This window comes from Cupriavidus sp. H39 (assembly GCF_050271075.1).
Lineage (GTDB): Bacteria > Pseudomonadota > Gammaproteobacteria > Burkholderiales > Burkholderiaceae > Cupriavidus > Cupriavidus necator_B.
This window is the reverse complement of the sequence record NZ_CP189848.1, coordinates 1,827,541-1,848,701: the sequence shown is the minus strand read 5'-3', so window position 1 is coordinate 1,848,701 and position 21,161 is coordinate 1,827,541. Positions and strand designations below refer to the sequence as shown.

The following is a 21,161-nucleotide window of genomic DNA, read 5'->3' as shown; positions in this document are numbered from 1 at the left end:
TAGGGGGCTGCTGCTTGCTCGGCACCGCTGCATGGGGTGCCGGCTGGCGGGAAACCGCTATTGTACCTTGCCGGCCCCCGTTTTTTGCACTGCGGCATTGCGGCCGCGCTGTGTCAGGCAAGATCGTGATAACGCTTATGCATCACTTGGGCCCGCTTACAGGATCAGAGTGACGTCGCCGAGCGCGCGGCCTGCTCGTACAGCCCGGTCAGCACGCGCATCAGCCGGGCCAGTTCGCCGATCTCGGCATTCTCTTCACTGCCCGCGGTGAAATTGCTGGTCAGGCATTGCTCGCGGATCTCGCGATAACGCGCACACGCCTCGGCGCCAGCCTCGGTGGTCGAATAGGTAGCCTCCTTGCCCACCCGTTCGCCGCTCACCAGCCCCAGCCCCTGCAGCTTCTTCAGCGCATAGGTAACCAGGTGCGTGTCTTCCACGTTGAGCACGAAGCAGATGTCGGCCAGCCGCTTGGAGCGGCCACGGTGGTTGACATGGTGCAGCACCAGCACATCCAGGAAGGTCAGGTCGCGCACGCCGGCCGCGCCCATGCAACGCACCACCCAGCGGCTGTAGGCGTTGTAGGCGGTATTCAGGCCGAACTCGAATTCCGACAACTCGGGGCTGCGCACCGACACCAGATGCGACGACGACACGATATTCGCGCCGGCGGCGCGCGACAGTGCCGGAGCGGGCCTGCCGGCTGGGGCATCGGCGGCCGCGATGGCGGGCGCGCTTTCGGCTGGCTTGCGTGACATGCGGAGATTCCTTTCGATGGGGCGCGTTGACGGGGGCAAATTTCGCGGGACCGTCCCCGCGGCCACCGCCTTTGGGCTGACAGTTTATCGGCGAATTACCAGGAATAAAACGACATTTCGCGCACCGGCCCACCGGCGTGGCGGTCGGTTCAATCACGCGGCGTGACCAGCCCTCGCGCATCGCGGGAAGCGCTATACTGTATATCCATACAGTACCGATCCGAGCCCCCCATGTCGCCCGAACCTGCAAACTGCCCCCTCTGCGGCGCTGCCGCCGAGCGCACGCGCGCCGCACCGCACGGCTATCTCTACCTTTGCCCCGGTTGCGGCCCCTTCCACATCAGCCGCAGTGCCCTGGCTTGCCGACAGGACATTCCGGCGTCAGCGAGGCACGATGTCCGGCTCTTGCGCGCCTATGGCCACCAGCCCCGCATCGAGACCTGTCGGGACGGCGTGCGCGTCGTGCCGGGGCGGAGCTGAGCATGGGCAACAGCAAACGGGCCGCGGCCTGTCACCTGCCGGCTTCGGTCCCAGCCACGTACCCGGCGCCGGGGGCAAACGGCATACTGGCGCAAGTGCAAGGGCACCATGTCGCCGCCGCGCTGCAGACCCTGCCGCGCGCCACGGCGGACGCGCCCAATCATCATGAGGTCCTGGTAGAAGCCGGCCATCTCGGCACGGTCCGCCTCTTTATCGTGAAGAAGCTCGCCCGCCATAACCGGCACAGCCACTACTACTGGTCGGCCTATCGCGCCGAGCCTGCCTGAAGCAAGGCCGGCACCGCATCCGGATGGCCTGCAAGCGCGAATCATTCGCGTTACGCCGATTGACTATGGCTGGGCACTGGAGTCCGGAAGCCCGATGCAGCCACGACGGTTCGCGGCGCCCGAGGCGGCGATCTCCACCGAGATCGGCGCAGGCCGAACGCGTAAAACGGCGAACTGCACAGCCATCGCCATGTTGGTGGCGTGCGGCCGCGGGCAGCCCCGAGGGACCGCCGGCTTGATATCGCAATGTTGATCGATCAGGGAGCGCGCCTGCAAACAGCGTAAGATGGCTGCGGCCAACCTGCATCGATGGTTCGCTCATCCCGCCGGAGCAGACATGCGACTTGCTGATTTCATCTTGCGCGACATGGCGCGCATCGTGACGGAATGGGAGGCGTTTGCCGCCACCCTGATGCCTGCCGCACGACACCTGGATGCCCTTGCCCTGCGCGATCATGCGCAGCAGATCCTGTCGGCCGTGGCCAAGGACCTGTCGACCCCGCAAACCCGCGACGCCCAGCGGGAAAAGTCGATTGGCCGGGCTCCGCGCCTGGCCGATGCACCGGAAACCGCGGCCCAGACCCACGCGCTGCTGCGCGCCCGCCACGGCTTCAACATCAACCAGATGGTCGCCGAGTACCGCGCCCTGCGCGCCAGCGTGCTGCGCCTGTGGATCGATGCCTGCCAGCCGGACCCGCCGGATGTCGACGACATGATCCGTTTCAACGAGGCTGTCGACCAGGCCGTCGCGGAATCGGTGGGCTTCTTCGATACCCAGGCCGAGCAGGCGCGCAACCTGCTGCTCGGCATGCTGGGGCACGACATGCGCAGTCCGCTGCAGACCATCCAGACCACCGCCCGCTTCCTGGCAGCGCTGAATGCCGGCGAGAAAGTTTCGGAAGCCGCCACCCGGCTCATCCGCAGCGGCGCCCGCATGAATGCGCTGCTCGACGACCTGTGCGATTTCAACCGGACCAAGCTCGGCCTGGGTATCAACATCACGCCAGCCGGCATCGACCTGGCGCTGGTGTTTGGCGATGCCGTCGACCAACTGCGCGCCGCCCACCCGGCCCACCGCATCGAGCTGAATGTCAGCGGCGACTTGCGCGGCGTCTGGGACGGCTTGCGCCTGCAGCAGCTGCTTTCCAACCTGGTGACCAATGCGGTCACGTACGGCGCGGCGGACGCGCCGGTCCGCGTGGTCCTGACGGGCCAGGATGCGGAAGTGCGTATCGCGGTCTGGAACAGCGGCCCGCCCATTGATCCACAGACATTGGCCCAGATTTTCGATCCGCTCAAGCGCGGCCCGGATCCGCACCACAAGAACGCCCCCGGACTGGGGCTCGGGCTGTATATCGCGAGCGAAATCGCCAGGGCCCACCAGGGATCGATCGAGGCTCGCTCCGATCCGGCCGGCACGGTGTTCGAGGTACGCCTGCCGCGCCAGCCCTAGGCGTTCCCCGCTCGGCGGTGCCGTAGATACCAGCGGCCTGCGCGCCATCCCATAGAGGCCATCCCTATCTGTCACCTTGCGGGGCTTCTTGCTACCCTTGAGGTTCCCGCGCCGCCCCGGCGGCCCGGCAGGCCGGGTCGGTGGCGTTGCCCGGCCCGCCCGCGCCCGCCGAGCGCTGACCCGCACCTGTTTGCAGACCCCATGCCATTGATGCTTCCCGACCTCGATACCTTGAACCGCCGCCTGCGCGACGGCGCCACCAGCCGCACGCAGATCATCGAGCAGGCCGCGGCCCGGGCGGCCACGCCGGCCGCCGAGGCCGTGTTCCTGCACAGCACCTTTGACGCAGCCGCGCAGGTGGCGCGCGCGGCCGATGCCGCCAGCCGCGCCGGCAAGGCGCTGCATCCGCTGGCGGGGCTGCCGGTCTCGGTCAAGGACCTGTATGACGTGGCGGGCGAGGTCACGCGTGCCGCCTCGCTGGTGCGCGCCGATGCCGCGCCGGCCGCCGCCGACGCGCCGGTGGTGGCGCGGCTGCGCGCGGCCGGCGCAGCCCTGGTCGGGCGCACCAACATGACGGAATTCGCGTTCTCGGGCGTGGGCATCAATCCCCATTACGGCACGCCCGTCAATCCGGCCGGCGCCGATGGCGCCGCGCGCATCCCGGGCGGATCGTCGTCGGGCGCCGCGGTATCGGTGGCGCTGGGGCTGGCGGTCGCCGCGCTGGGCAGCGACACCGGCGGCTCGATCCGCATCCCGGCCGCGCTGTGCGGCATCACCGGCTTCAAGCCCACCGCGCGGCGCGTGCCGCTGGCCGGGGCGTTCCCGCTGTCGTACACGCTCGACACCGCCTGCGCCATGGCGCGCACGGTCAGCGACTGCATCGCGGTGGACAGCGTGATCGCCGACAGCGCCCTGCTGCCGCGCGTGACCGACCCCGCCGCCACGCGGCTGGCGATACCGCGCCAGCTGCTGCTGGACGATCTCGATCCGGTGGTGGCGCGCGCCTTCGACCGCGCCCTGGGCCGGCTGTCGGCCGCCGGCGTGCGGCTGGAGCATGTCGACCTGCCCGAACTCGGCGAACTGGCCGCACTGAACGCGCACGGCGGCTTCAGCGCGGCCGAGGCCTACGCCATCCACCGCCACGTGCTGGCGGCCCGCCGCGACCGCTACGATGCGCGCGTGGCATCGCGCATCGACCGCGGCGCGGGTATCAGCGCCGCCGACTATATCGACCTGGGCCGCGCGCGGCTGGACTGGATTACCCGCATGGAAGCGCGGCTGGCCGGCTTCGACGCGGTGGTCTGCCCGACCGTGCCGATGGTGGCGCCCGAGATCGCGCCGCTGCGCACCGATGACGCGGAGTTCTTCCGCGTCAATGCCCTGCTGTTGCGCAACACCTCCGCCTTCAATTTCTTCGACGGCTGCTCGGTGTCGATGCCCTGCCACGCGCCGGACGAGCTGCCGGTGGGACTGATGCTGTCGCACGGGCCGATGCGCGACGCCGGCCTGCTCGGCACGGCCCTTGCTTTGGAACGCATCGTGCAGCCGTCACCGCGCGACGACTGAGCCCGCCGCCGCGCCGTTGATCTTGCACCATGCGCGCCCGGGGCACCGGGCATGCGCGTGGTACCAGGTAGTACGCAACCCGCTGTACAACCGCGCCCCTGCGCGCACACCAGGAGAGATCGAAAGATGCGAGTCAAGGCAATGATCGCGGCCGCGCTGATGCTGGCCGCCGCGGCGGCACAGGCGGACACCAAGTGGGACCTGCCCACCGGCTACCCCGTAGCCAACCTGCACACCGAGAACCTGCAGCAGTTCGCCAGCGACGTGGACAAGGCCACCGGCGGCAAGCTCAAGATCGTGCTGCACCCCAACGGGTCGCTGCTCAAGGCCAACGAGATCAAGCGCGGCGTGCAGACCGGCCAGGTGCAGATGGGCGAGATCCTGATGTCGCTGCTGGCCAACGAGAACCCGGTGTTCGGCGTCGACGCGGTGCCGTTCCTGGCCACCAGCTATGCCGATGCCTACAAGCTGTGGCACGCATCGCGCCCGGTCACGGAGAAAATACTCGACAAGCAGGGCCTGAAGCTGCTGTACGCCGTGGCGTGGCCGCCGCAAGGCATCTACGCCAACAAGCCGATCAATTCGGCCGCGGACATGAAGGGCCTGAAGTGGCGCGCCTACAATCCCGCCACCTCGCGCATCGCCGAACTGGTCGGCGCGCAGCCGGTCACGATCCAGGCCGCCGACCTGGCGCAGGCGCTGGCCACCGGCACCGTCAACTCCTTCATGTCGTCGGGCGCAACCGGCGTCGACACCAAGGTGTGGGAGAGCGTGAAGTACTTCTATGCCGTCGATGCCTGGCTGCCCAAGAACATGCTGGTGGTCAGCAAGAAGGCCTTCGCGGCGCTCGACAAGCCCACCCAGGACGCGCTGCTCAAGGCCGTCGCCGACGCCGAGAAGCGGGGCTGGCAGGTGTCTGAGCAGAAGACCCGGGAATACCTGGCCACGCTGGCGAAGAACGGCATGACGGTGCAGCCGCCCTCGCCGCAGCTCAAGGCCGACATGCAGAAGGTCGGCCAGACCATGGTGGACGACTGGGCCAAGAGCGCGGGCGCCGACGGCAAGGCCATCCTCGACGCGTACCGCAAGTAAACCCGCGGGCCCGCGTCCACCGATCTCGAGCGCCCTGCATCGCGGCCGCGCCGGCTGCCATGCGGGGAGGCCATCCTTCCCTTGCCGCCCATCATGCCCACTGCCCCCTCCTCCAAGCGCTGGCTCGACCGCCTGCTGGACCTGTTCGCCACGCTCGGCGCGCTATGCATCCTTGCCGTCTGCGTGATCATGATCCTGATGTCGCTGTCGCGTGAAACCTCGGTGATCTTCAAGGGCGGCGACGACATCGTCGCCTGGCTGTGCGCCGCCTCCGCGTTCCTGGTGCTCGGCCAGACCTTCCAGCACGGCGGCATCGTGCGCGTGGAGATGCTGCTGGAAGCTGTCGGCCCGCGCCGGCGCTGGGTGCTGGAGCTGGTCTCGCTGACCATCTGCCTGGTGTTCGCCGCGTACGCGGCCTGGGCGCTGGGCACCTTTGCATGGCAGAGCTGGGACATCGGCGATGTCTCGCAGGGCCAGCTCGTGATCCCGCTGTGGATGCCGCAGAGCTTCGCCGTGCTGGGCTGCGTGGGCTTCCTGCTGGCGGTGGCCGACGAATGGCTGCGCGTGGTGCGGCGGCAGAAGCCGCGCTACCAGCTGGCCCAGGAAGCCAAGCTGGCCGCCGGCGATTTCGGGGAGACGGTCTGATGAGCACCGTCGTCGTTGCACTGATCCTGCTGCTGGTGCTAATCGTCTTCCTCGCGCTCGGCGCGTGGATTCCGGTGGCCATCGCGGTCACGTCGTGGGTCGGGCTGGTGGTGTTCTCCGACCGCGAGGCCCTGGTCAGCCTGGCCAATGCGTGGTGGTCGTCAAGCGCGTCGTACACGCTGGCCTCGCTGCCGCTGTTCGTCTGGATGGGCGAGATCCTGTTCCGCACCAAGCTGTCGGAGCAGATGTTCAACGGGCTCTCGCCATGGCTGAGCTGGCTGCCCGGGCGGCTGATGCACGTCAATATCCTGGGCTGCGGCATCTTCGGCTCGGTGTCGGGCTCGTCGGCGGCCACCTGCGCCACCATCGCCAAGTCGGCCCTGCCCGAACTGACGCGGCGCGGCTACGACGAGCGCATCACGCTGGGCTCGCTGTCGTGCGCCGGCACGCTCGGCATCCTGATCCCGCCGTCGATCACGATGGTGGTGTACGCGGTCTCGGCGGACGTGTCGATCATCCGCGTATTCCTGGCGGGCTTTCTCCCGGGGCTGCTGCTGATGCTGCTGTTCTCCGGCTACATCGTGGTCTGGGCGCTGGCCAACCCGGACAAGACCCCGGCCTCGGAGCACTTTAACTGGCGCGCCCGGCTGGCGTCGATCCGGCAGCTTTTGCCGTGCATCGTGCTGATCGCCTTCATTACCTGGATCATGGTGACCGGCTACTCCACCGCGACAGAGGCGGCCGCCTATGGCGTGGTGGCCTCGCTGGCGCTGGCTTGGGCCGGCGGCTCGCTCACGCGCGCGGCGTTCTGGGACAGCCTGATGTCGGCCACGCGTCTGACCGCGATGATCATGTTCGTGCTGGGCGCCACCTCGTTCCTGTCGGTGACCATGAGCTTTACCGGCATCCCGCGCGCGCTGGCCGAATGGGTGGCGGCGCTGCAGCTGTCGCCGTGGGCGCTGATCGCGGTGCTGACGGTGATCTACATCGTGCTGGGCACGGCGCTGGACGGCATCTCGATGATTGCGCTAACCACCGCCACGGTGCTGCCGATGGTGCAGGCGGCCGGCTTCGACCTGGTCTGGTTCGGCATTTTCATCGTACTGCTGGTGGAGATTGCCGAGGTGACGCCGCCCGTGGGCTTCAACCTGTTCGTGCTGCAGAGCATGACCGGCAAGGACAGCAATTACATCGCGCGGGTCTCGCTGCCCTTCTTCATGATGATGGTGGTGGCGATCGCCATCGTGACGATCTGGCCGGAGGTGGTGACATGGCTGCCGGACATGGTCATGCAGCAGGAAGTCAAATAGCATGGACAGGCACCGCAACGGGCTCGCACGGAGGTTCCCAGACCGATGCATGTGATCGTCATCGGCGCCGGCGCGATCGGCGTCAGTTCCGCCTGGTACCTGCGGCAGGCAGGTTTCGACGTGACCGTGCTCGAGCGCCGCGGCGCGCCGGCGCAGGAAGCCAGCTTCGGCAATGCCGGCGTGATCGCGCCTGGCTATGTCACGCCATGGGCCGCGCCGGGCATGCCCGGCAAGATCCTGCGCACGCTCTTTGCGCGCGAAGCACCGGTGCTGTTCCGCCCTGCCGCCGATCCGGCCATGTGGCGCTGGATCGCGCGCTGGCTGCGCGAATGCCGGCTGGAGCGCTACCGCGCCAACAAGCTGCGCATGCAGCGGCTGGCGTTCTACAGCCGCGCTTGCCTGCACCAGCTGCGCAGCGAACTGGAGATCGACTACGAGCAGTCGCAAGGCTACCTGCAGCTGTTCCGCACCGCGCGCGACCTGGACCTGGCCGCGCCCGCCGTCGCCCTGCTGCGCGAGAACAACGTGCCGCACCGGCTGGTCAGCGCGCAGGAATGCCGCCAAATCGAACCGGGCCTGGCCGCCGGCACGCCGCTGGCCGGCGGGCTGCATCTGCCCGAAGACGAATCCGGCAACTGCCCGATGTTCGTGCGCGCGCTGCACCGGCATGCCGAGGCCGCGGGCGTGTCGTTCCGCTTCGAAACCCCGGTGACGCGCATCCGCCCGGGCCAGGCCGGCAAGCTGGAGATCGAACTGTCACGCGCCGGCGGCCAGGGTGCCGCGCCGGTGCTGCGTGCCGACCGCGTGCTGGTCGCCGCCGGCGCCGACAGCGCCGCGCTGTTGCGCCCGCTGGGCCTGCGCGTGCCGCTGTATCCGGTCAAAGGCTATTCGGTGACGGTGATGATCCGCGACGAACTGCAGGCACCGCTGGGGGCGCTGATGGATGAGTCGTACAAGGTCGCGATGACGCGCATGGGCAACCGGCTGCGCGTGGCCGGCACGGCGGAACTGGGCTCGCGCCGGCTCGACCTGCGCCCCGCCGCGCTGCACACGCTGGTCAAGGTCGCGCGCGACTGGTTCCCGGTGGCCGGCAACTACCAGGAGGCCACGCAATGGGCCGGCGCGCGGCCGATGCTGCCCGACGGCCCGCCGCTGATCGGCCCCACCGCGGTGCCCGGGCTGTTCCTGAACCTGGGCCATGGCTCGACGGGCTGGGCGATGAGCTGCGGATCAGGCAAGATTGCGGCTGACCAGATCGCCGCCAGCGCTGGTGCTTGCGCCGGCCGCTGCGGTCCCGGCATCGACATGGAAGGCCTGCTGCCGGATCGCTATGGGCTGGGGCCGGCCAGATAAGTCCGACCTGAAAGCCCGAGCTGAAAACCCGACATGACCTCCTCTGCCGCCGCAGTCATCACGCCCGCTGACCAAGGGGAAGGCTGGCATGCCCTGGACGCAGCCGCACCGGACCCGGTGCCGCTCTACGACGTGGCCGCGATCCGCCGCATCGAACACGCCGCGCTGGCACAGCTGCCGGCCTTCGCGCTGATGTCGCGCGCCGGCGCGACGGCCGCGCGCTGGCTTGCCTGCCACGCGCCCGAGGGCGCGCTGCTGTTCCTGGCGGGGCCCGGCAATAACGGCGGCGATGCGCTGGTCGCCGCCACGCATCTGCACCGCGCCGGCCGTGCGGTGCAGGTATGGCTGGCCGCGGATCCGCAGCGCCTGCCCGTCGATGCTGCCACCGCGTGGCAGCAGGCGCAGGCCGCGGGCGTGCCGTCGAGCGTGATGGCGCAGGTGGATACCTCGCATGACCTGCCCTGGCCCGCCGGCACCGCCGCGGTCATCGACGGCCTGCTGGGCATCGGGCTGAGCCGCCCCGCCGACGGCACCATGGCGTGGTGGATCGCGCAACTCAACCGTGGCGCGCTGCCGGTGTACGCGCTGGATATTCCCAGCGGCCTGTCCGCCGATACCGGCGCGGGCGCACCGGCCGTGCGCGCGCGCCGCACGCTGACCTTCATTGCCGGAAAACCCGGCCTGCTCACGCTGGACGGGCGCGATTGCGCCGGCGAAATCGACATCGCGCCGATCGGCCTCGACTATCCCCCGCACGACACGCCCCGAGGCCTGGTGAACGGCCCCGCATTGTTCAGTACCGCGCTGCCGCGCCGCCACCACGCCAGCAACAAGGGCACGCATGGCGCGCTCGCCGTCATCGGCGGTAACCTCGGCATGACAGGCGCGCCGCTGCTCGGCGCCCGCGCCGCGCAATGGCTGGGCGCGGGCAAGGTGCATATCGGCTTCCTGGCGCAGCCGGCGCCGCTGCTCGATCCGCTGCATCCGGAACTGATGCTGCATGCGGTCGACGCGCTGGCGCTGGCGTCGATGTCGGCGCTGGTGATCGGGCCGGGGATGGGCACCGATGCCGGCGCGCGCCAGCAGTTGGCGCGGCTGCTGCAGGCCGCGCCGCTGCCGCTGGTGCTGGACGCCGATGCCCTGAACCTGCTGGCGTCCGAGCCGGCGCTGGCGGGCGCGCTGGCCGCCCGCGGCGCGGCCACCGTGATGACGCCGCACCCGCTCGAAGCCGCGCGCCTGATGGGCGTGCCGGTGGCCGAGATCCAGCGCGACCGGCTTGCCGCCGCCGCCGCGCTGGCGGCCCAATGGCAGGCCGTGGTGGTGCTGAAGGGATCGGGCAGCGTGATCGCCGCGCCCGATGGCAGCCCGTGGACGCTGAACCCCACCGGCAACGCCGCCCTGGCCAGCGCCGGCACCGGAGACGTGCTGGCCGGCATGCTGGGCGCGCTGCTGGCGCAAGGCATGGCGCCGCTGGCCGCGGCGCAGGCGGCCGTGTGGATCCACGGCCGTGCCGCCGATGTGCTGGTCGCCGAGGGCACCGGCCCGGCCGGCGTCACCGCCAGCGAACTGTATGCGCCGGCACGCGCCGTATTCAACCAGTTGCTGAGCACTGCCTGCCCGTGACGCGCCGGCGCCCGCCGTGCTGGGCGCACATGCCGTCAGACAACGACCGATACTCGCGCGGCGCCGCGGCTGCTATGTTGCAAGTGGTAACGATATGACGCCACCGCGAGCCTCGGTGCCGCCAGGCCCCGGGGATATACTTACCGCTCCGTCTTGCAAGCCGGCAACGCTACGCGGCTCGCGCCCCGCAACCTCGCTAGTCTGCACGCCAGTCCCGCATGCCCACTGACCTTCACGCCTGGAACGCCCTGCTGCGGCACCATGACACGCTTCGCGACGCCACCATGCGCGAGTGGTTCGATCGCGAAGGCGCGCAGCGCGTCGCGCAATGCTCGCTGGAGGCCGCCGGCCTCTATCTGGATTACTCGAAGAACCGCATCACGGCGCAGACCATGCGCCTGCTGATGCAGCTGGCGGCCGAAGCCGGCGTCACCCGGCGCCGCGACGCGATGTTCGCGGGCGAGCATATCAACACCACCGAAGACCGCGCGGCCCTGCACGTGGCCTTGCGCGCCGACGCCGGCGCCGGCTACAAGGTCGACGGCGAAGCGGTCGTGCCGGCCATCCAGCAGGTGCTGGCGCGCATGCGCGACTTTTCCGCACGCGTGCGCAGCGGCGCCTGGAAAGGCGCGACCGGCGAGCGCATCACCGATGTCATCAACATCGGCATCGGCGGCTCCGACCTGGGGCCGCGCATGGTGTGCCGGGCGCTGTCGCACCTGGCCGACGGGGATGGCAACGCCGCGCCGCGCCTGCACTTCGTCTCCAACGTCGACGGCACCGACCTGGCCGAGACCCTGGTGCGCCTGGATCCGCAGCGGACCCTGGTGATCGTCTGCTCCAAGACCTTCACCACGCTGGAAACCATGGCCAACGCGCGCAGCGCGCGCGCCTGGTTCGTCGCCAGCGGCGTGGCCGAGCAGGACCTCGCCAAGCATTTCGTCGCGGTCTCGACCAATACCGAGGCGGTGCGCGAGTTCGGCATCGACCCGGCCAATATGTTCGAGTTCTGGGACTGGATCGGCGGACGTTTTTCGCTGTGGTCTGCGGTCGGCCTGTCGATCACGCTGGCGGTGGGCTTCGACGCCTTTGCCGACCTGCTGGCCGGCGGCCGCGCGATGGACGAACATTTCCGCAGCGCGCCGCTGGAGCGCAACATGCCGGTGATCCTCGGCATGCTGGGCATCTGGTACCGCAACTTCTGGAACCTGCCCACCAGCTGCATGGCGCCCTACTCCACCTCGCTGGAGCTGTTTCCCGCGTTCCTGCAGCAACTGGAGATGGAAAGCAACGGCAAGTCCGTGCAGCTCGACGGGCAAGGCGTCCGCACGCATACCTCGCCGGTGGTGTGGGGCACGGCCGGCACCAACGGCCAGCACGCCTATTTCCAGCAGATCCACCAGGGTTCACAGGTCGTGCCGGTGGACTTCGTCGCGCCGCTGGTGCCGCCGCGCCGCCTGCCGGGCCATCACGCCAAGCTGCTGGCCAATTGCTTCGCGCAGGCCGAGGCGCTGATGCGCGGGCGCAGCGCCGACGAGCTGCGTGCCGGCGGGATGAAGGATGAGGTGCGCATCGCGCATATGGTGTTCGACGGCAACCGTCCCAGCAATACGCTGCTGATGGAGGATCTGACGCCGCAGGTGCTGGGCGCGCTGATTGCGCTGTATGAGCACCGCACCTTCGTGCAGGGCGTGGTGTGGCGCATCAACTCGTTCGACCAGTGGGGCGTGGAGCTGGGCAAGATCCTGGCCCGGCCGATCGAGGCCGAACTGGCCGGCACGGCCACCGGCCAGCACGATGCCTCCACCGCCGCGCTGATTGCGCGCGCCCGCGCGGTGCTGAAGGCGGACGCGGCCAGCTAGCCGCTAGACCTCGGCGCCAATCCATTCGTCGCTGGCCACGCGGCCGGCGTCGATGGTCAGCACGCGTCCGCAGCGCGACGCCACCGAGCGATCGTGCGTGACCAGCACCAGCGTCGAGCCCGCGTCGCGGTTAAGCTCGAACATCAGCGCGATCACCGCTTCACCGGTGGCGGTATCGAGGCTGCCGGTCGGTTCGTCGGCAAACAGGATGTCCGGGCGCGCCACGAAGGCCCGCGCCAGCGCCACGCGCTGCTGCTCGCCGCCCGACAGCGTGCGCGGGTAGTGGCCCAGGCGCGCGCCCAGGCCCACGCGCTGCAGCATGTCGAAGGCGCGCTCGCGCACCTGCGCGGTTTCGCCGCGCAGCTCCAGCGGCAGCATCACGTTCTCCAGCGCGGTCAGGTGGCCCACTAGCTGGAACGACTGGAACACGAAGCCGACATGGCGGCCGCGCACCGCGGCGCGCTGGTCCTCGTCCAGCGCGAACAGGTCCTGCCCCTGCAGCCGCACCGTGCCGGTGCTGGGCAGATCCAGCCCGGCCAGCAGCCCCAGCAGCGTCGACTTGCCCGATCCGGACGCCCCCACGATGGCGAGCGTTTCGCCCGGCGTGACGGAAAAGGTCACGTCGTGCAAAATCGTCAGCGAACCGGTCGTGTCGGCCACGGTCTTTCCGAGGGATTCGACTGCAAGAATGGAAGAAGACATGGATATAGGGATCCGAGGGAAAAGGCGCAGGCTGCTGCTGGCAGCCGGCATGGCGCTGGCGATTTCGGCCGCGGGGCAAGCCCAGACCCCGGCAAAAAGTGCGACCCGTGCCACCGCGCCAGCCAGTGCCGCCCCCGCGCTGCTGGTGCTGGGCGACAGCCTGTCGGCCGAATACGGCATCGCGCGCGGCGCGGGCTGGGTCACGCTGCTGCAGGACCGGCTGCGGCAGGAGCGCTTCGATTATAGCGTTGTCAATGCCAGCATCAGCGGCGAGACCACCATCGGCGGCAAGACCCGCCTGCCCGACCTGCTGTCGCGCCACCGGCCCGCCATCGTGGTGATCGAGCTGGGTGCCAACGACGCGCTGCGCGGCTTGCCGCTGCAGACCACCGAAGCCAACCTGCGCAACCTGGTCACCACGGCACAGAAGGCCGGCGCAAGCGTCTTGCTGATCGGCATGCGCATCCCGCCCAACTACGGGCAGGACTACACCGAGAAGTTCGTCACGCTGTACCCAAGGCTGGCGGGCGAATACAAGGTGCGGCTGGTGCCCTTCTTCCTCGACCAGGTGATCGCGCGGCAGGACTGGTTCCAGCCCGACCGCATTCATCCCACCGCCGCGGCACAGCCGGCCTTGCTCGATACGGTGTGGCCGCAGCTCAAGCCATTGCTGAAGCGCGGCGCCGCGAAGGGATCATAAAAAACCCCTGCCGCGTGGCAGGGGGTTTTTGTCCAGCGTCGCCGGCGGCGCCGCGCTGGCGGATATCACTCGGCGCCTTGCCCCTGCGTCGCGCCCGCCGGCGCCAGCATCTTGACCTTGGAACGGGCCTTCAGGCTTTCGTAGAAGGCCTGCAGGTCGGTCTGGCCGGCCAGCTGGGCCAGCTGCTGCGCCTCGGCCTGGCGCTGCGCCGAATTGGCCTGCGCCGGCTGGCTGACCTTGGTGATGCGATAGACCGCATAGCCCTGGGCGCCCAGGTCGACCCCCATCACCGCCGGCAGCTTGGCGGCATCGGCGCGCATCACCGCTTCCACGGCCTGCGGCGCCATGCCCTCGGCCTTGGTGCGCGATACGGTCTGCGCCGGGCCAAAGCCTTCAGCACTGTCGGCCTGCTTCAGCTTGGCCAGCCGCGCTTCGCCGTCCTTGCGCGCCAGTTCCGCCGCCTGCTGCGCGATATAGCCTTCGCGCACCTTGGCTTCCACCTCTTCGAACTTGCGCACGGTCGCCGGGCGGTACGCGACGATACGCGCGGCCACCAGCGTGTTCGGGGCGACCTGCACGGCTTCGGTGTTGCGCTTGTTCTTGATGGCGTCGTCGCTGAACAGCGCCTTGAGCAGCTTCTCGTTGTTCAGCGGGCTCTGTGCGCCCAGCGCCGGATTCGGCTGGCGCGTGACATTGTCGGCGGTCTGGATGGTCAGCTTGAACTTGTCGGCGGCAGGCTTGAGGCTGTCGGCCTGCTCGTAGACGGTGTTGCCGAACGCATCGGCCTGCTCGGCAAACTTCTTGTCGGCGAACTGCTTGCGCAGCTCGGCTTCCAGCTCGGTGCGCACGGCGTCCAGCGGCCTGGTTTCCGCGGGCTTGGTGCCGGTCAGCTTGATGATGTGATAGCCGAAGTCGGTCTCGACCACGTCGCTGATCTGGCCTTCCTTGAGCGCGTACATGGCGTCTTCGAACGGCTTGACCAGCGCGCCGCGGCCCATGAAGCCGAGGTCGCCGCCCTTCTCGGCCGAGCCAGGGTCCTGCGAGTTCTTGCGCGCCACGTCGGCAAAGGTTTCCGGATGCTTGCGCAGGTCTTCCAGCAGTTTGGTGGCCTTGTCCTTGGCGGCCTGGCGCTGGGCGGCCGGCGCATCCTTCGGCGCGCTGATGAGGATATGGCTGGCGCGGCGCTGCTCGTCGACGCGGAAGCGCGCGAGATTGCTTTCGTAGTACGACTTCAGCTCTTCCGGCGTCACCGCCTGCGACGCGGCCAGGGCCTCGCCCGACAGCACCAGGTATTCCACCTGGGCCTGCTCCGGCACCGAGAAGGCCTGCTGGTGGCTGTCATAGTAGGCCTTCAGCGCGGCGGCGTCGGGCTGGACCTTGGCGGTGTAGCCAGCCGGCTTGAACAGCAGCGCCTGCACCTCGCGCTGCTGGTCGCGCACCGCCATCAGGCGCTCGATCAGCGATTTCGGCACGAACGCCGTCGCAGCAATCGACGCGCCCAGCTGCTGCGTGGCCAGTTCGAAGCGCATGCGCGCATCGAACTGCTCGGGCGTCATGCCCTGTGACTGCAGCAGCTGCAGGTAAGCCTTGTCGTCGATCTTGCCATCCTTGCCGCGCGGCAGTTGCGCAATCGCCGGCAGGTTGCTGATCTCTTCGAGCAGCTTGGCGTCCGACACCGTCAGGTGCTCATTGGCCACCGCATTGGCCATCACGCGCTGCTGGACCAGTTGCTCGAGCACCGCCTTGCGCGCCTCCGGCCCCTCGAACTGGCGCGGGTCATAGTTGGCGCCCAGGATCTGGCGCGCGCGCTCGCTCTGGTCGCGCACCACGTTGTCGACCTCCTGCACGCTGATGGCCCGGCCGTCGACCTTGGCGGCATCGTGCGAGCTGTCCATGAAGCGCGAATAGCTTTCCACGCCGAAGAACACGAACGACGGGAAAACAAGCACCAGCAGCAGCAAGAGCATCAGGCGCCGGTTGTTGCGTACGAAATCAAGCATGCGGATTCGGGTAGTGGATGGGCACGAAAGACAAACTCCGCGATTCTAGCAGGAGCCGGTGGGCAGGCACCGTTTGTGCAGAGAGCGAAACTTCGGGGCGCACAAACCGCGCAGGCGACTTCCTCCCACTCCGAAAAAGAAAAATGCCCGCTGGCGCGGGCATTTTTTGATACTGGCGGAGTGGACGGGACTCGAACCCGCGACCCCCGGCGTGACAGGCCGGTATTCTAACCGACTGAACTACCACTCCTGTGTCGGTGCTTGCTGCAAACGGGCTGTGCCGGTTGCTGCAGCGAGGCCGAACTATAGCGCATAGTCACGCACCGGTGCAAGACCGGAAGCGTGAATCCGGATCTGCATGGCGCCGCGCCTGGCGCGCCAGGTGCGGGCTATCCGCCCTTAGCATCCGTCGGATCCGGCATAATCCCGGAAGCCACCATGGCGGTACTGGATTGAATCTGGCGATGCAAATCAAGGCGGACATCTCCCCCGAGGAGACCTCACCAACCACGACCGGCGGCGACGACTGCCCCTTGCGCTGGTTCGACGCGGATCTCGGCGCATTCGAATCGCTCGAGCGATTGATCGCCGAGCACCCGGCTGATTTCTTCGCGGGCGAGCATTTTGATCCGGCCGGCGCCTGCGCCACGCGGGAAGAGCACTTCGCGTCGGTCGAGCTGCCCGAGACGCCGACGTCGCCGCAGGCGCATGCCGATCATCTGCTCAACGACGTATTCCGGCACGTGATGCCGGTGGCCTCGCCAACGTTCGTCGGACACATGACGTCGTCGCTGCCATCGTTCATGCCTTCGCTGGCCAAGGTGGTCACGGCGCTGAACCAGAACGTCGTCAAGCTGGAGACGTCGGGCGCGCTGACGGGGCTGGAACGCCAGGTGATCGGCATGCTGCACAAGCTGGTCTTTGCCGGGGACCGCGCGTTCTATGCGAGATGGCTGCACGATGCCGACCACGCGCTGGGCGCGTTCTGTTCGGGCGGCACGGTCGCCAACCTCACCGCGCTCTGGGCCAGCCGCAACCAGCTGCTGGGCGCGCGTGACGGCTTCGCCGGCATCCATCGCGCCGGACTGGCGGCGGCGCTGCGCCATTACGGCCATGACGGTCTCGCGATCGTGGTCTCGGAGCGCGGACACTACTCGCTGCGCAAGGCCGCCGATGTCCTGGGCATCGGGCGCGACAATCTGGTGCCGGTCGGGGTCGATGCAGACGGCCGCATGCGCATCGACCTGCTGCGCGACACCCTGCGTGAACTGCAGCAGCGCAACATCCGGCCGATGGCGATCGTCGGCATTGCAGGGACCACCGAGACCGGCGCGGTCGATCCGCTCGATGGGATTGCGGATGTTGCGCAAGAGGCCGGCTGCCATTTCCACGTGGATGCCGCCTGGGGCGGCGCAACGCTGCTGTCGGAGCGCGAGCGCTGGCGCTTCGCGGGCATCGAGCGTGCCGATTCCGTCGTCATCGACGCGCACAAGCAGTTCTACGTGCCGATGGGCGCGGGCATGGTGCTGTTCCGCAGCCCCGCGTGGACGCAGGAAATCATCCAGCATGCCAACTATATCGTGCGCAAGGGCTCGGTCGACCTGGGGCGCCATACGCTCGAAGGATCGCGCGGCGCGGCGGCGGTCATGCTCTATGCGAACCTGCACTTGCTAGGTCGCAAAGGGCTGGCGCAGTTGATCGAGCGCAGCATCGACAATGCCCGCTACTTTGCCTCGCTGATCGCGCAACAGCCGGATTTCGAGCTCGACAGCGCCCCGCAGCTTTGCATCCTGACCTATCGCCATGTGCCGCAGACCGTCCGTGCCGCGCTGGCCACGGCTGCGGCAGACCGGCGCGAGAAAATCCTCGAAGCGCTCGATGCGCTGACCATCAGCATCCAGGAAATGCAGCGCGATGCCGGCCGCTCGTTCATCTCGCGCACGCAGTTGACATCGGCTCAGTGGGGTGGCCGCGCGATCGCCGTTTTCCGCGTGGTGCTGGCCAACCCGGATACGACGCCCGCAATTCTCCAGTCCATCCTGGACGAGCACCGCGCGCTGGCGGCGGCCAGCCCGTGCATGGCGCCGCTGATGGCGCTGGTGGCGTCGCCGGACCCGCATAAGGCTTGACGGTCTGCGGGCGCGCAGACCGACCGCACCGTTCATGACAAGGCGGCATTGCCTGAAGCCTTCGCCGCCGTAACGCCGTGATGGCCATGCGTGCGCGCAATGCCATGGAAGAGTTCTCGGTCACGACATCCCGGACAGACTAATCAGTCACGGCCGGAGAATCTCGCCGGCCTGCGCTCGATGAAATGGGCAACCCCTTCTATAAAATCCTCGCTCCGGATGCTGTCGAACATCTCGGCATTGGCAACCCGCGTGGCTTCGGCCAATGACTGGAACGGTTGCTCCCACAGTTGCCGCTTGATCACCCGGATGGATCTTGGGGAAACGTTCTCGGCGAGGTCGTCGGCATATTCGAGCGTCGTCGCCATGAGCGTGTCCGCATCGGCGACGCGGTCGACCAGGCCCATCCGCAGGGCTTCGTCGGCCTGCACCTTGCGCGCCGAATACAGCAGATCGGCCGCATGGCCGGGGCCGACCACGCGCGGCAGCAGCCACGAGATGCCGTGCTCGGCAATCAGCCCCCGGCGCGCGAACGCCGTGCTGAACACGGCCCGGGCGCTGGCGAAGCGCATGTCGCTGTACAGCGCGAACACCAGGCCCAGGCCCGCCGCGGCGCCATTGACCGCCGCGATCACAGGCTTGCGCATGGCCGGGAAATAGCCATAGCGGGTCTGGTAGTCGGCGCGCCGGTTCATGTCGAACGAGCGCATCCACTGGGCGGCGCGGATGTCGCCCGGGGGCAGCACTTCCAGTTCATCGATGTCCATGCCGGCGCAAAAACCCTTGCCGGCGCCGGTCAGCACCACCACGCGCACGTTGTCGTCGCGATCGACGGCTTCCATGGCATCGCGCAACTGGGCCTCCATGACCTTGGTCAGCGCGTTGAGCTTGTCCGGCCGGTTCATGGTGACCACGGCGATGCGCTCGCTTTTTCCGGCGCGAGTAACGGTAACCTGACTGTCCATAGTGCGATTCCTTTCGATATCTTGATGTCTTGACTGGTCTTGCCTAAGGCAGCTGGACGGATCTGGGCTCCAGGAACTCTTCCAGCCCGTGGACGCCACCTTCGCGCCCGATGCCGGACAGGCCGAAGCCGCCAAACGGTGCCGCGGGGTTGAAGCGGGCGCCATTGACGTCCACCTGCCCCGCCCGCAGCGCGTTGGCAATCGCTTCGCCGGTGCTGTCATCGGCCGCCCACACCGTCGCGGCCAGTCCGTAGGGGGTGCCATTGGCCAGGGCGATGGCTTCGTCGACGCTGTCGTAGCACAGCACCGCCAGCACCGGCCCGAAGACTTCCTCCTGCGCCAGCCGGCTGTCCGGTGCGACGTTGCCGTAGATGGTCGGAGCGACGAAATAGCCGGTAGCCGGCACCGGCGCATCGGCCCCGCCGGCGATCCGGTCGAAGCCGGCCTGTTCCGCCGCGGCGATATGCGCCTGCACGCGCTGGCGCTGCAGCGCCGACAGCAAGGGGCCGACGCGGGTTGCGCCATCGGCGGGATCCCCGAGGGTCATCGCGGCCGCGACTTCCGCCAGCAGTTGCCGGCAGCGCGGGTAATCCTCGCGTGCGATGATCAGCCGGGTGGTGGCGCTGCAGGTCTGTCCCGAATTGAGGAAACAGGAACTCACCGTCGCCCTGACCGCCCTGGCGAGATCAGCACCCGGCAGCACGACGGCCGCCGACTTTCCGCCCAGTTCCATCGACACGCGCTTCATGTCGCCGGCCGCCTGCGCCGCGACCTTGCGGCCCACGGCGGTGGAGCCGGTGAACGACACCATCTGGATGCCGGGATGCGAGACCAACGCCTCGCCGACTGCGGCGCCGCCCAGCACGAGATTGAGCACGCCCGGCGGCAGTTGTGCCTGCGCGCACGCGGCCATCAGCCGTTCCGTGACGGCCGGAGCCAGTTCGGACGGCTTCAGCACCACCGTGCAGCCGGCCAGCAGCGCGGGGGCCAGCTTGGCGGTGATCTGGTGCAATGGGTAGTTCCACGGCGTGATGGCGGCAACCACGCCGACCGGGGCCAGCGTTACGCGGGAATTGCCGATGGTGCGCAGGAAATCGAAGGTGCCGGCCAGCGCGGCCGTGGCGCGCCAGGCCGCGATCGGCGCATCGACCTGGATGCGGCGCGACAGCTTCAGCGGCATGCCGACTTCGCGCGAGATCTCGTGGGCCAGCTCCGCGGCGCAGCCTTCCAGCGCATCGGCCAGCGCATGCAGGTATGGCGCACGCCCGGCCGCGCTCAGTGCCTGCCAGTGTGGCTGCGCCCGCCCTGCCGCCGCCACGGCTTCGGCCACATCGTCCGTGGTGCCCAGGCTGACCTCGGCCAACGGGGCTTCGGTTGCCGAATCGTAGACGCGGATCGATTCGCCGCTTCGTATCGGGCGACGTACGCCGTCTATGTAGTGTTGGGTCAACTGCTTCACTGCGACTCCCTTGTCTCGCGTTTCTTGCGTTGATCGAGGAACGCTGCCATCACGCGCTGCGGTTCGCCGTCGGCATAGCATTCAAGTTGTGCCCGGATGCCGGCGACACAGGCCTCGTCGAATCCCGGCTGCGTCATGGCGCGTAAGCGCTGCTTTGACAGGCGCACGGCGGTCGGCGGCAGCGCCCCGAGCAACCTGGCCTGTGCCAGCGCCTGCGTCATCAGTTCGGCCCCGCCGCACAACGCTGTCACCAGGCCGATTTCGAAGGCGCGCTGGCCACTGACCAGTTCCCCCGACAGCGACATCTGCACGTTATGGGTGTGCCCCACGTGCAGCGTCATCAGATAGGAGCCGACGATGCTCGCCAGGCCTGCCTTGACCTCCGGCTGTCCCCAACGGCTGTCGGCCGTGGTCAGTCGCCAGTCCGCGCACAGCGCCAGCTGGAAGCCCGCGCCTGCCGCGACGCCGCGCACGGCGGCCACGCACGGCTTGTCCAGGTCGCGCACGGCCTGGTACATCGCCCGTTGCCGGTTCAGCCAGGGCACGAGCTGCTGCCAGGTCACCACGGCCGCCTCATCGAGGTCCTGCCCGGCGCAGAACGCCCGCTCGCCGGCACCGGTCAGCACCACGGCGCGTACCGATGGTTCGGCATTGAGCCTGCCCAGCGCTTCGATCAGCTCGCCGCGCAGGACGTCGTTGACCGCGTTCATGCGTGCCGGCCGGTTCAGCGTGACGATGGCGACGTCGCGATCCTGTTCGACGCGTACGGATTCCATGTTC

General features: G+C 68.6%; 17 protein-coding genes and 1 tRNA gene. 11 read left to right on the top strand and 7 right to left on the bottom strand.

Annotated elements, in window-relative coordinates; translation table 11 throughout:
• Positions 1-164 precede the first annotated feature (164 nt).
• Complete coding sequence (locus tag ACOCMH_RS24020) at positions 165-755, bottom strand: winged helix DNA-binding protein (protein WP_427309327.1); 591 nt, start codon at positions 753-755, stop codon at positions 165-167.
• Positions 756-1,237: 482 nt separating this feature from the next.
• Between ACOCMH_RS24020 and ACOCMH_RS24015 the strand changes: the two genes are divergently transcribed.
• The 9 genes from ACOCMH_RS24015 (at position 1,238) to pgi (ending at position 12,426) form a co-directional block, all read left to right on the top strand.
• A complete protein-coding gene (locus tag ACOCMH_RS24015; RefSeq protein WP_427309325.1) occupies positions 1,238-1,522 on the top strand; it encodes a hypothetical protein in 285 nt (94 codons plus the stop codon).
• Positions 1,523-1,859: 337 nt separating this feature from the next.
• A complete protein-coding gene (locus ACOCMH_RS24010; protein ID WP_427309324.1) occupies positions 1,860-2,975 on the top strand; it encodes an ATP-binding protein in 1,116 nt (371 codons plus the stop codon).
• A gap of 201 nt (positions 2,976-3,176) precedes the next feature.
• Positions 3,177-4,541, top strand: a complete 1,365-nt coding sequence (locus ACOCMH_RS24005) for an amidase (RefSeq protein ID WP_427309322.1) — start codon at positions 3,177-3,179, stop codon at positions 4,539-4,541.
• A 126-nt stretch (positions 4,542-4,667) separates the two neighbouring features.
• Positions 4,668-5,633 (top strand): TRAP transporter substrate-binding protein, encoded by a 966-nt coding sequence (locus ACOCMH_RS24000; protein ID WP_427309320.1) that lies wholly within the window; start codon positions 4,668-4,670, stop codon positions 5,631-5,633.
• A gap of 93 nt (positions 5,634-5,726) precedes the next feature.
• Entirely contained in the window at positions 5,727-6,278 is a 552-nt protein-coding gene (locus tag ACOCMH_RS23995; protein ID WP_427309318.1) for a TRAP transporter small permease subunit, read from the top strand.
• The gene (locus ACOCMH_RS23990) at positions 6,278-7,588 is read left to right on the top strand and encodes a TRAP transporter large permease (protein ID WP_427309316.1); all 1,311 of its coding nucleotides are present in this window, start codon (positions 6,278-6,280) and stop codon (positions 7,586-7,588) included. The genes ACOCMH_RS23995 and ACOCMH_RS23990 overlap by 1 nt, the downstream gene beginning before the upstream one ends.
• A gap of 45 nt (positions 7,589-7,633) precedes the next feature.
• The gene (locus ACOCMH_RS23985; RefSeq protein WP_427309314.1) at positions 7,634-8,941 is read left to right on the top strand and encodes a D-amino acid dehydrogenase; all 1,308 of its coding nucleotides are present in this window, start codon (positions 7,634-7,636) and stop codon (positions 8,939-8,941) included.
• 33 nt (positions 8,942-8,974) lie between these two features.
• Complete coding sequence (locus tag ACOCMH_RS23980; RefSeq protein ID WP_427309313.1) at positions 8,975-10,564, top strand: NAD(P)H-hydrate dehydratase; 1,590 nt, start codon at positions 8,975-8,977, stop codon at positions 10,562-10,564.
• 218 nt (positions 10,565-10,782) lie between these two features.
• A complete protein-coding gene (gene pgi / locus ACOCMH_RS23975; RefSeq protein ID WP_427309311.1) occupies positions 10,783-12,426 on the top strand; it encodes a glucose-6-phosphate isomerase in 1,644 nt (547 codons plus the stop codon).
• Between the two features lie 3 nt (positions 12,427-12,429).
• Here pgi and ACOCMH_RS23970 read toward each other — a convergent pair whose 3' ends face one another.
• Positions 12,430-13,128, bottom strand: a complete 699-nt coding sequence (locus ACOCMH_RS23970) for an ABC transporter ATP-binding protein (RefSeq protein WP_427309309.1) — start codon at positions 13,126-13,128, stop codon at positions 12,430-12,432.
• On the opposite strand from ACOCMH_RS23970, the gene ACOCMH_RS23965 reads away from it, so the two are divergent.
• Positions 13,127-13,828: an arylesterase gene (locus ACOCMH_RS23965; RefSeq protein WP_427309308.1), complete on the top strand. Its 702-nt coding sequence runs from the start codon at positions 13,127-13,129 to the stop codon at positions 13,826-13,828. The genes ACOCMH_RS23970 and ACOCMH_RS23965 overlap by 2 nt on opposite strands.
• 65 nt (positions 13,829-13,893) lie before the next feature.
• Here the strand turns inward: ACOCMH_RS23965 and ACOCMH_RS23960 are convergent, their stop codons facing one another.
• On the bottom strand, positions 13,894-15,828 hold the full coding sequence (locus tag ACOCMH_RS23960; protein ID WP_427309306.1) for a SurA N-terminal domain-containing protein: 1,935 nt from the start codon (positions 15,826-15,828) through the stop codon (positions 13,894-13,896).
• A 173-nt stretch (positions 15,829-16,001) separates the two neighbouring features.
• Positions 16,002-16,078, bottom strand: a tRNA-Asp gene (locus ACOCMH_RS23955).
• A 214-nt stretch (positions 16,079-16,292) separates the two neighbouring features.
• Here ACOCMH_RS23955 and panP point away from each other — a divergent pair.
• Positions 16,293-17,957 (top strand): pyridoxal-dependent aspartate 1-decarboxylase PanP, encoded by a 1,665-nt coding sequence (gene panP / locus ACOCMH_RS23950; protein WP_427309304.1) that lies wholly within the window; start codon positions 16,293-16,295, stop codon positions 17,955-17,957.
• Between the two features lie 143 nt (positions 17,958-18,100).
• Here panP and ACOCMH_RS23945 read toward each other — a convergent pair whose 3' ends face one another.
• Genes ACOCMH_RS23945 through ACOCMH_RS23935 form a run of 3 tightly spaced genes read right to left on the bottom strand, consistent with a single transcriptional unit; the run spans position 18,101 to position 21,157 of the window.
• Positions 18,101-18,922 (bottom strand): enoyl-CoA hydratase, encoded by an 822-nt coding sequence (locus ACOCMH_RS23945; protein ID WP_427309302.1) that lies wholly within the window; start codon positions 18,920-18,922, stop codon positions 18,101-18,103.
• A gap of 43 nt (positions 18,923-18,965) precedes the next feature.
• Positions 18,966-20,381 (bottom strand): aldehyde dehydrogenase family protein, encoded by a 1,416-nt coding sequence (locus ACOCMH_RS23940; RefSeq protein ID WP_427309300.1) that lies wholly within the window; start codon positions 20,379-20,381, stop codon positions 18,966-18,968.
• The gene (locus ACOCMH_RS23935; RefSeq protein ID WP_427309298.1) at positions 20,378-21,157 is read right to left on the bottom strand and encodes an enoyl-CoA hydratase/isomerase family protein; all 780 of its coding nucleotides are present in this window, start codon (positions 21,155-21,157) and stop codon (positions 20,378-20,380) included. The genes ACOCMH_RS23940 and ACOCMH_RS23935 overlap by 4 nt, the downstream gene beginning before the upstream one ends.
• Positions 21,158-21,161: the final 4 nt, after the last annotated feature.

What these genes read in the sequence shown, in the direction of transcription:
- ACOCMH_RS24010 (WP_427309324.1), top strand. Translation starts at nt 1,860, where the DNA reads ATGCGACTTGCTGATTTCATCTTGCGCGACATGGCGCGCATCGTGACG.
- ACOCMH_RS23985 (WP_427309314.1), top strand. Translation starts at nt 7,634, where the DNA reads ATGCATGTGATCGTCATCGGCGCCGGCGCGATCGGCGTCAGTTCCGCC.
- ACOCMH_RS23965 (WP_427309308.1), top strand. Translation starts at nt 13,127, where the DNA reads ATGGATATAGGGATCCGAGGGAAAAGGCGCAGGCTGCTGCTGGCAGCC.
- ACOCMH_RS24015 (WP_427309325.1), top strand. Translation starts at nt 1,238, where the DNA reads ATGGGCAACAGCAAACGGGCCGCGGCCTGTCACCTGCCGGCTTCGGTC.
- panP (WP_427309304.1), top strand. Translation starts at nt 16,293, where the DNA reads ATGCAAATCAAGGCGGACATCTCCCCCGAGGAGACCTCACCAACCACG.
- ACOCMH_RS23970 (WP_427309309.1), bottom strand. Translation starts at nt 13,128, where the DNA reads ATGTCTTCTTCCATTCTTGCAGTCGAATCCCTCGGAAAGACCGTGGCC.
- ACOCMH_RS23980 (WP_427309313.1), top strand. Translation starts at nt 8,975, where the DNA reads ATGACCTCCTCTGCCGCCGCAGTCATCACGCCCGCTGACCAAGGGGAA.
- ACOCMH_RS23990 (WP_427309316.1), top strand. Translation starts at nt 6,278, where the DNA reads ATGAGCACCGTCGTCGTTGCACTGATCCTGCTGCTGGTGCTAATCGTC.
- ACOCMH_RS23995 (WP_427309318.1), top strand. Translation starts at nt 5,727, where the DNA reads ATGCCCACTGCCCCCTCCTCCAAGCGCTGGCTCGACCGCCTGCTGGAC.
- ACOCMH_RS23945 (WP_427309302.1), bottom strand. Translation starts at nt 18,922, where the DNA reads ATGGACAGTCAGGTTACCGTTACTCGCGCCGGAAAAAGCGAGCGCATC.
- ACOCMH_RS24020 (WP_427309327.1), bottom strand. Translation starts at nt 755, where the DNA reads ATGTCACGCAAGCCAGCCGAAAGCGCGCCCGCCATCGCGGCCGCCGAT.
- pgi (WP_427309311.1), top strand. Translation starts at nt 10,783, where the DNA reads ATGCCCACTGACCTTCACGCCTGGAACGCCCTGCTGCGGCACCATGAC.
- ACOCMH_RS24000 (WP_427309320.1), top strand. Translation starts at nt 4,668, where the DNA reads ATGCGAGTCAAGGCAATGATCGCGGCCGCGCTGATGCTGGCCGCCGCG.
- ACOCMH_RS24005 (WP_427309322.1), top strand. Translation starts at nt 3,177, where the DNA reads ATGCCATTGATGCTTCCCGACCTCGATACCTTGAACCGCCGCCTGCGC.
- ACOCMH_RS23935 (WP_427309298.1), bottom strand. Translation starts at nt 21,157, where the DNA reads ATGGAATCCGTACGCGTCGAACAGGATCGCGACGTCGCCATCGTCACG.
- ACOCMH_RS23960 (WP_427309306.1), bottom strand. Translation starts at nt 15,828, where the DNA reads ATGCTTGATTTCGTACGCAACAACCGGCGCCTGATGCTCTTGCTGCTG.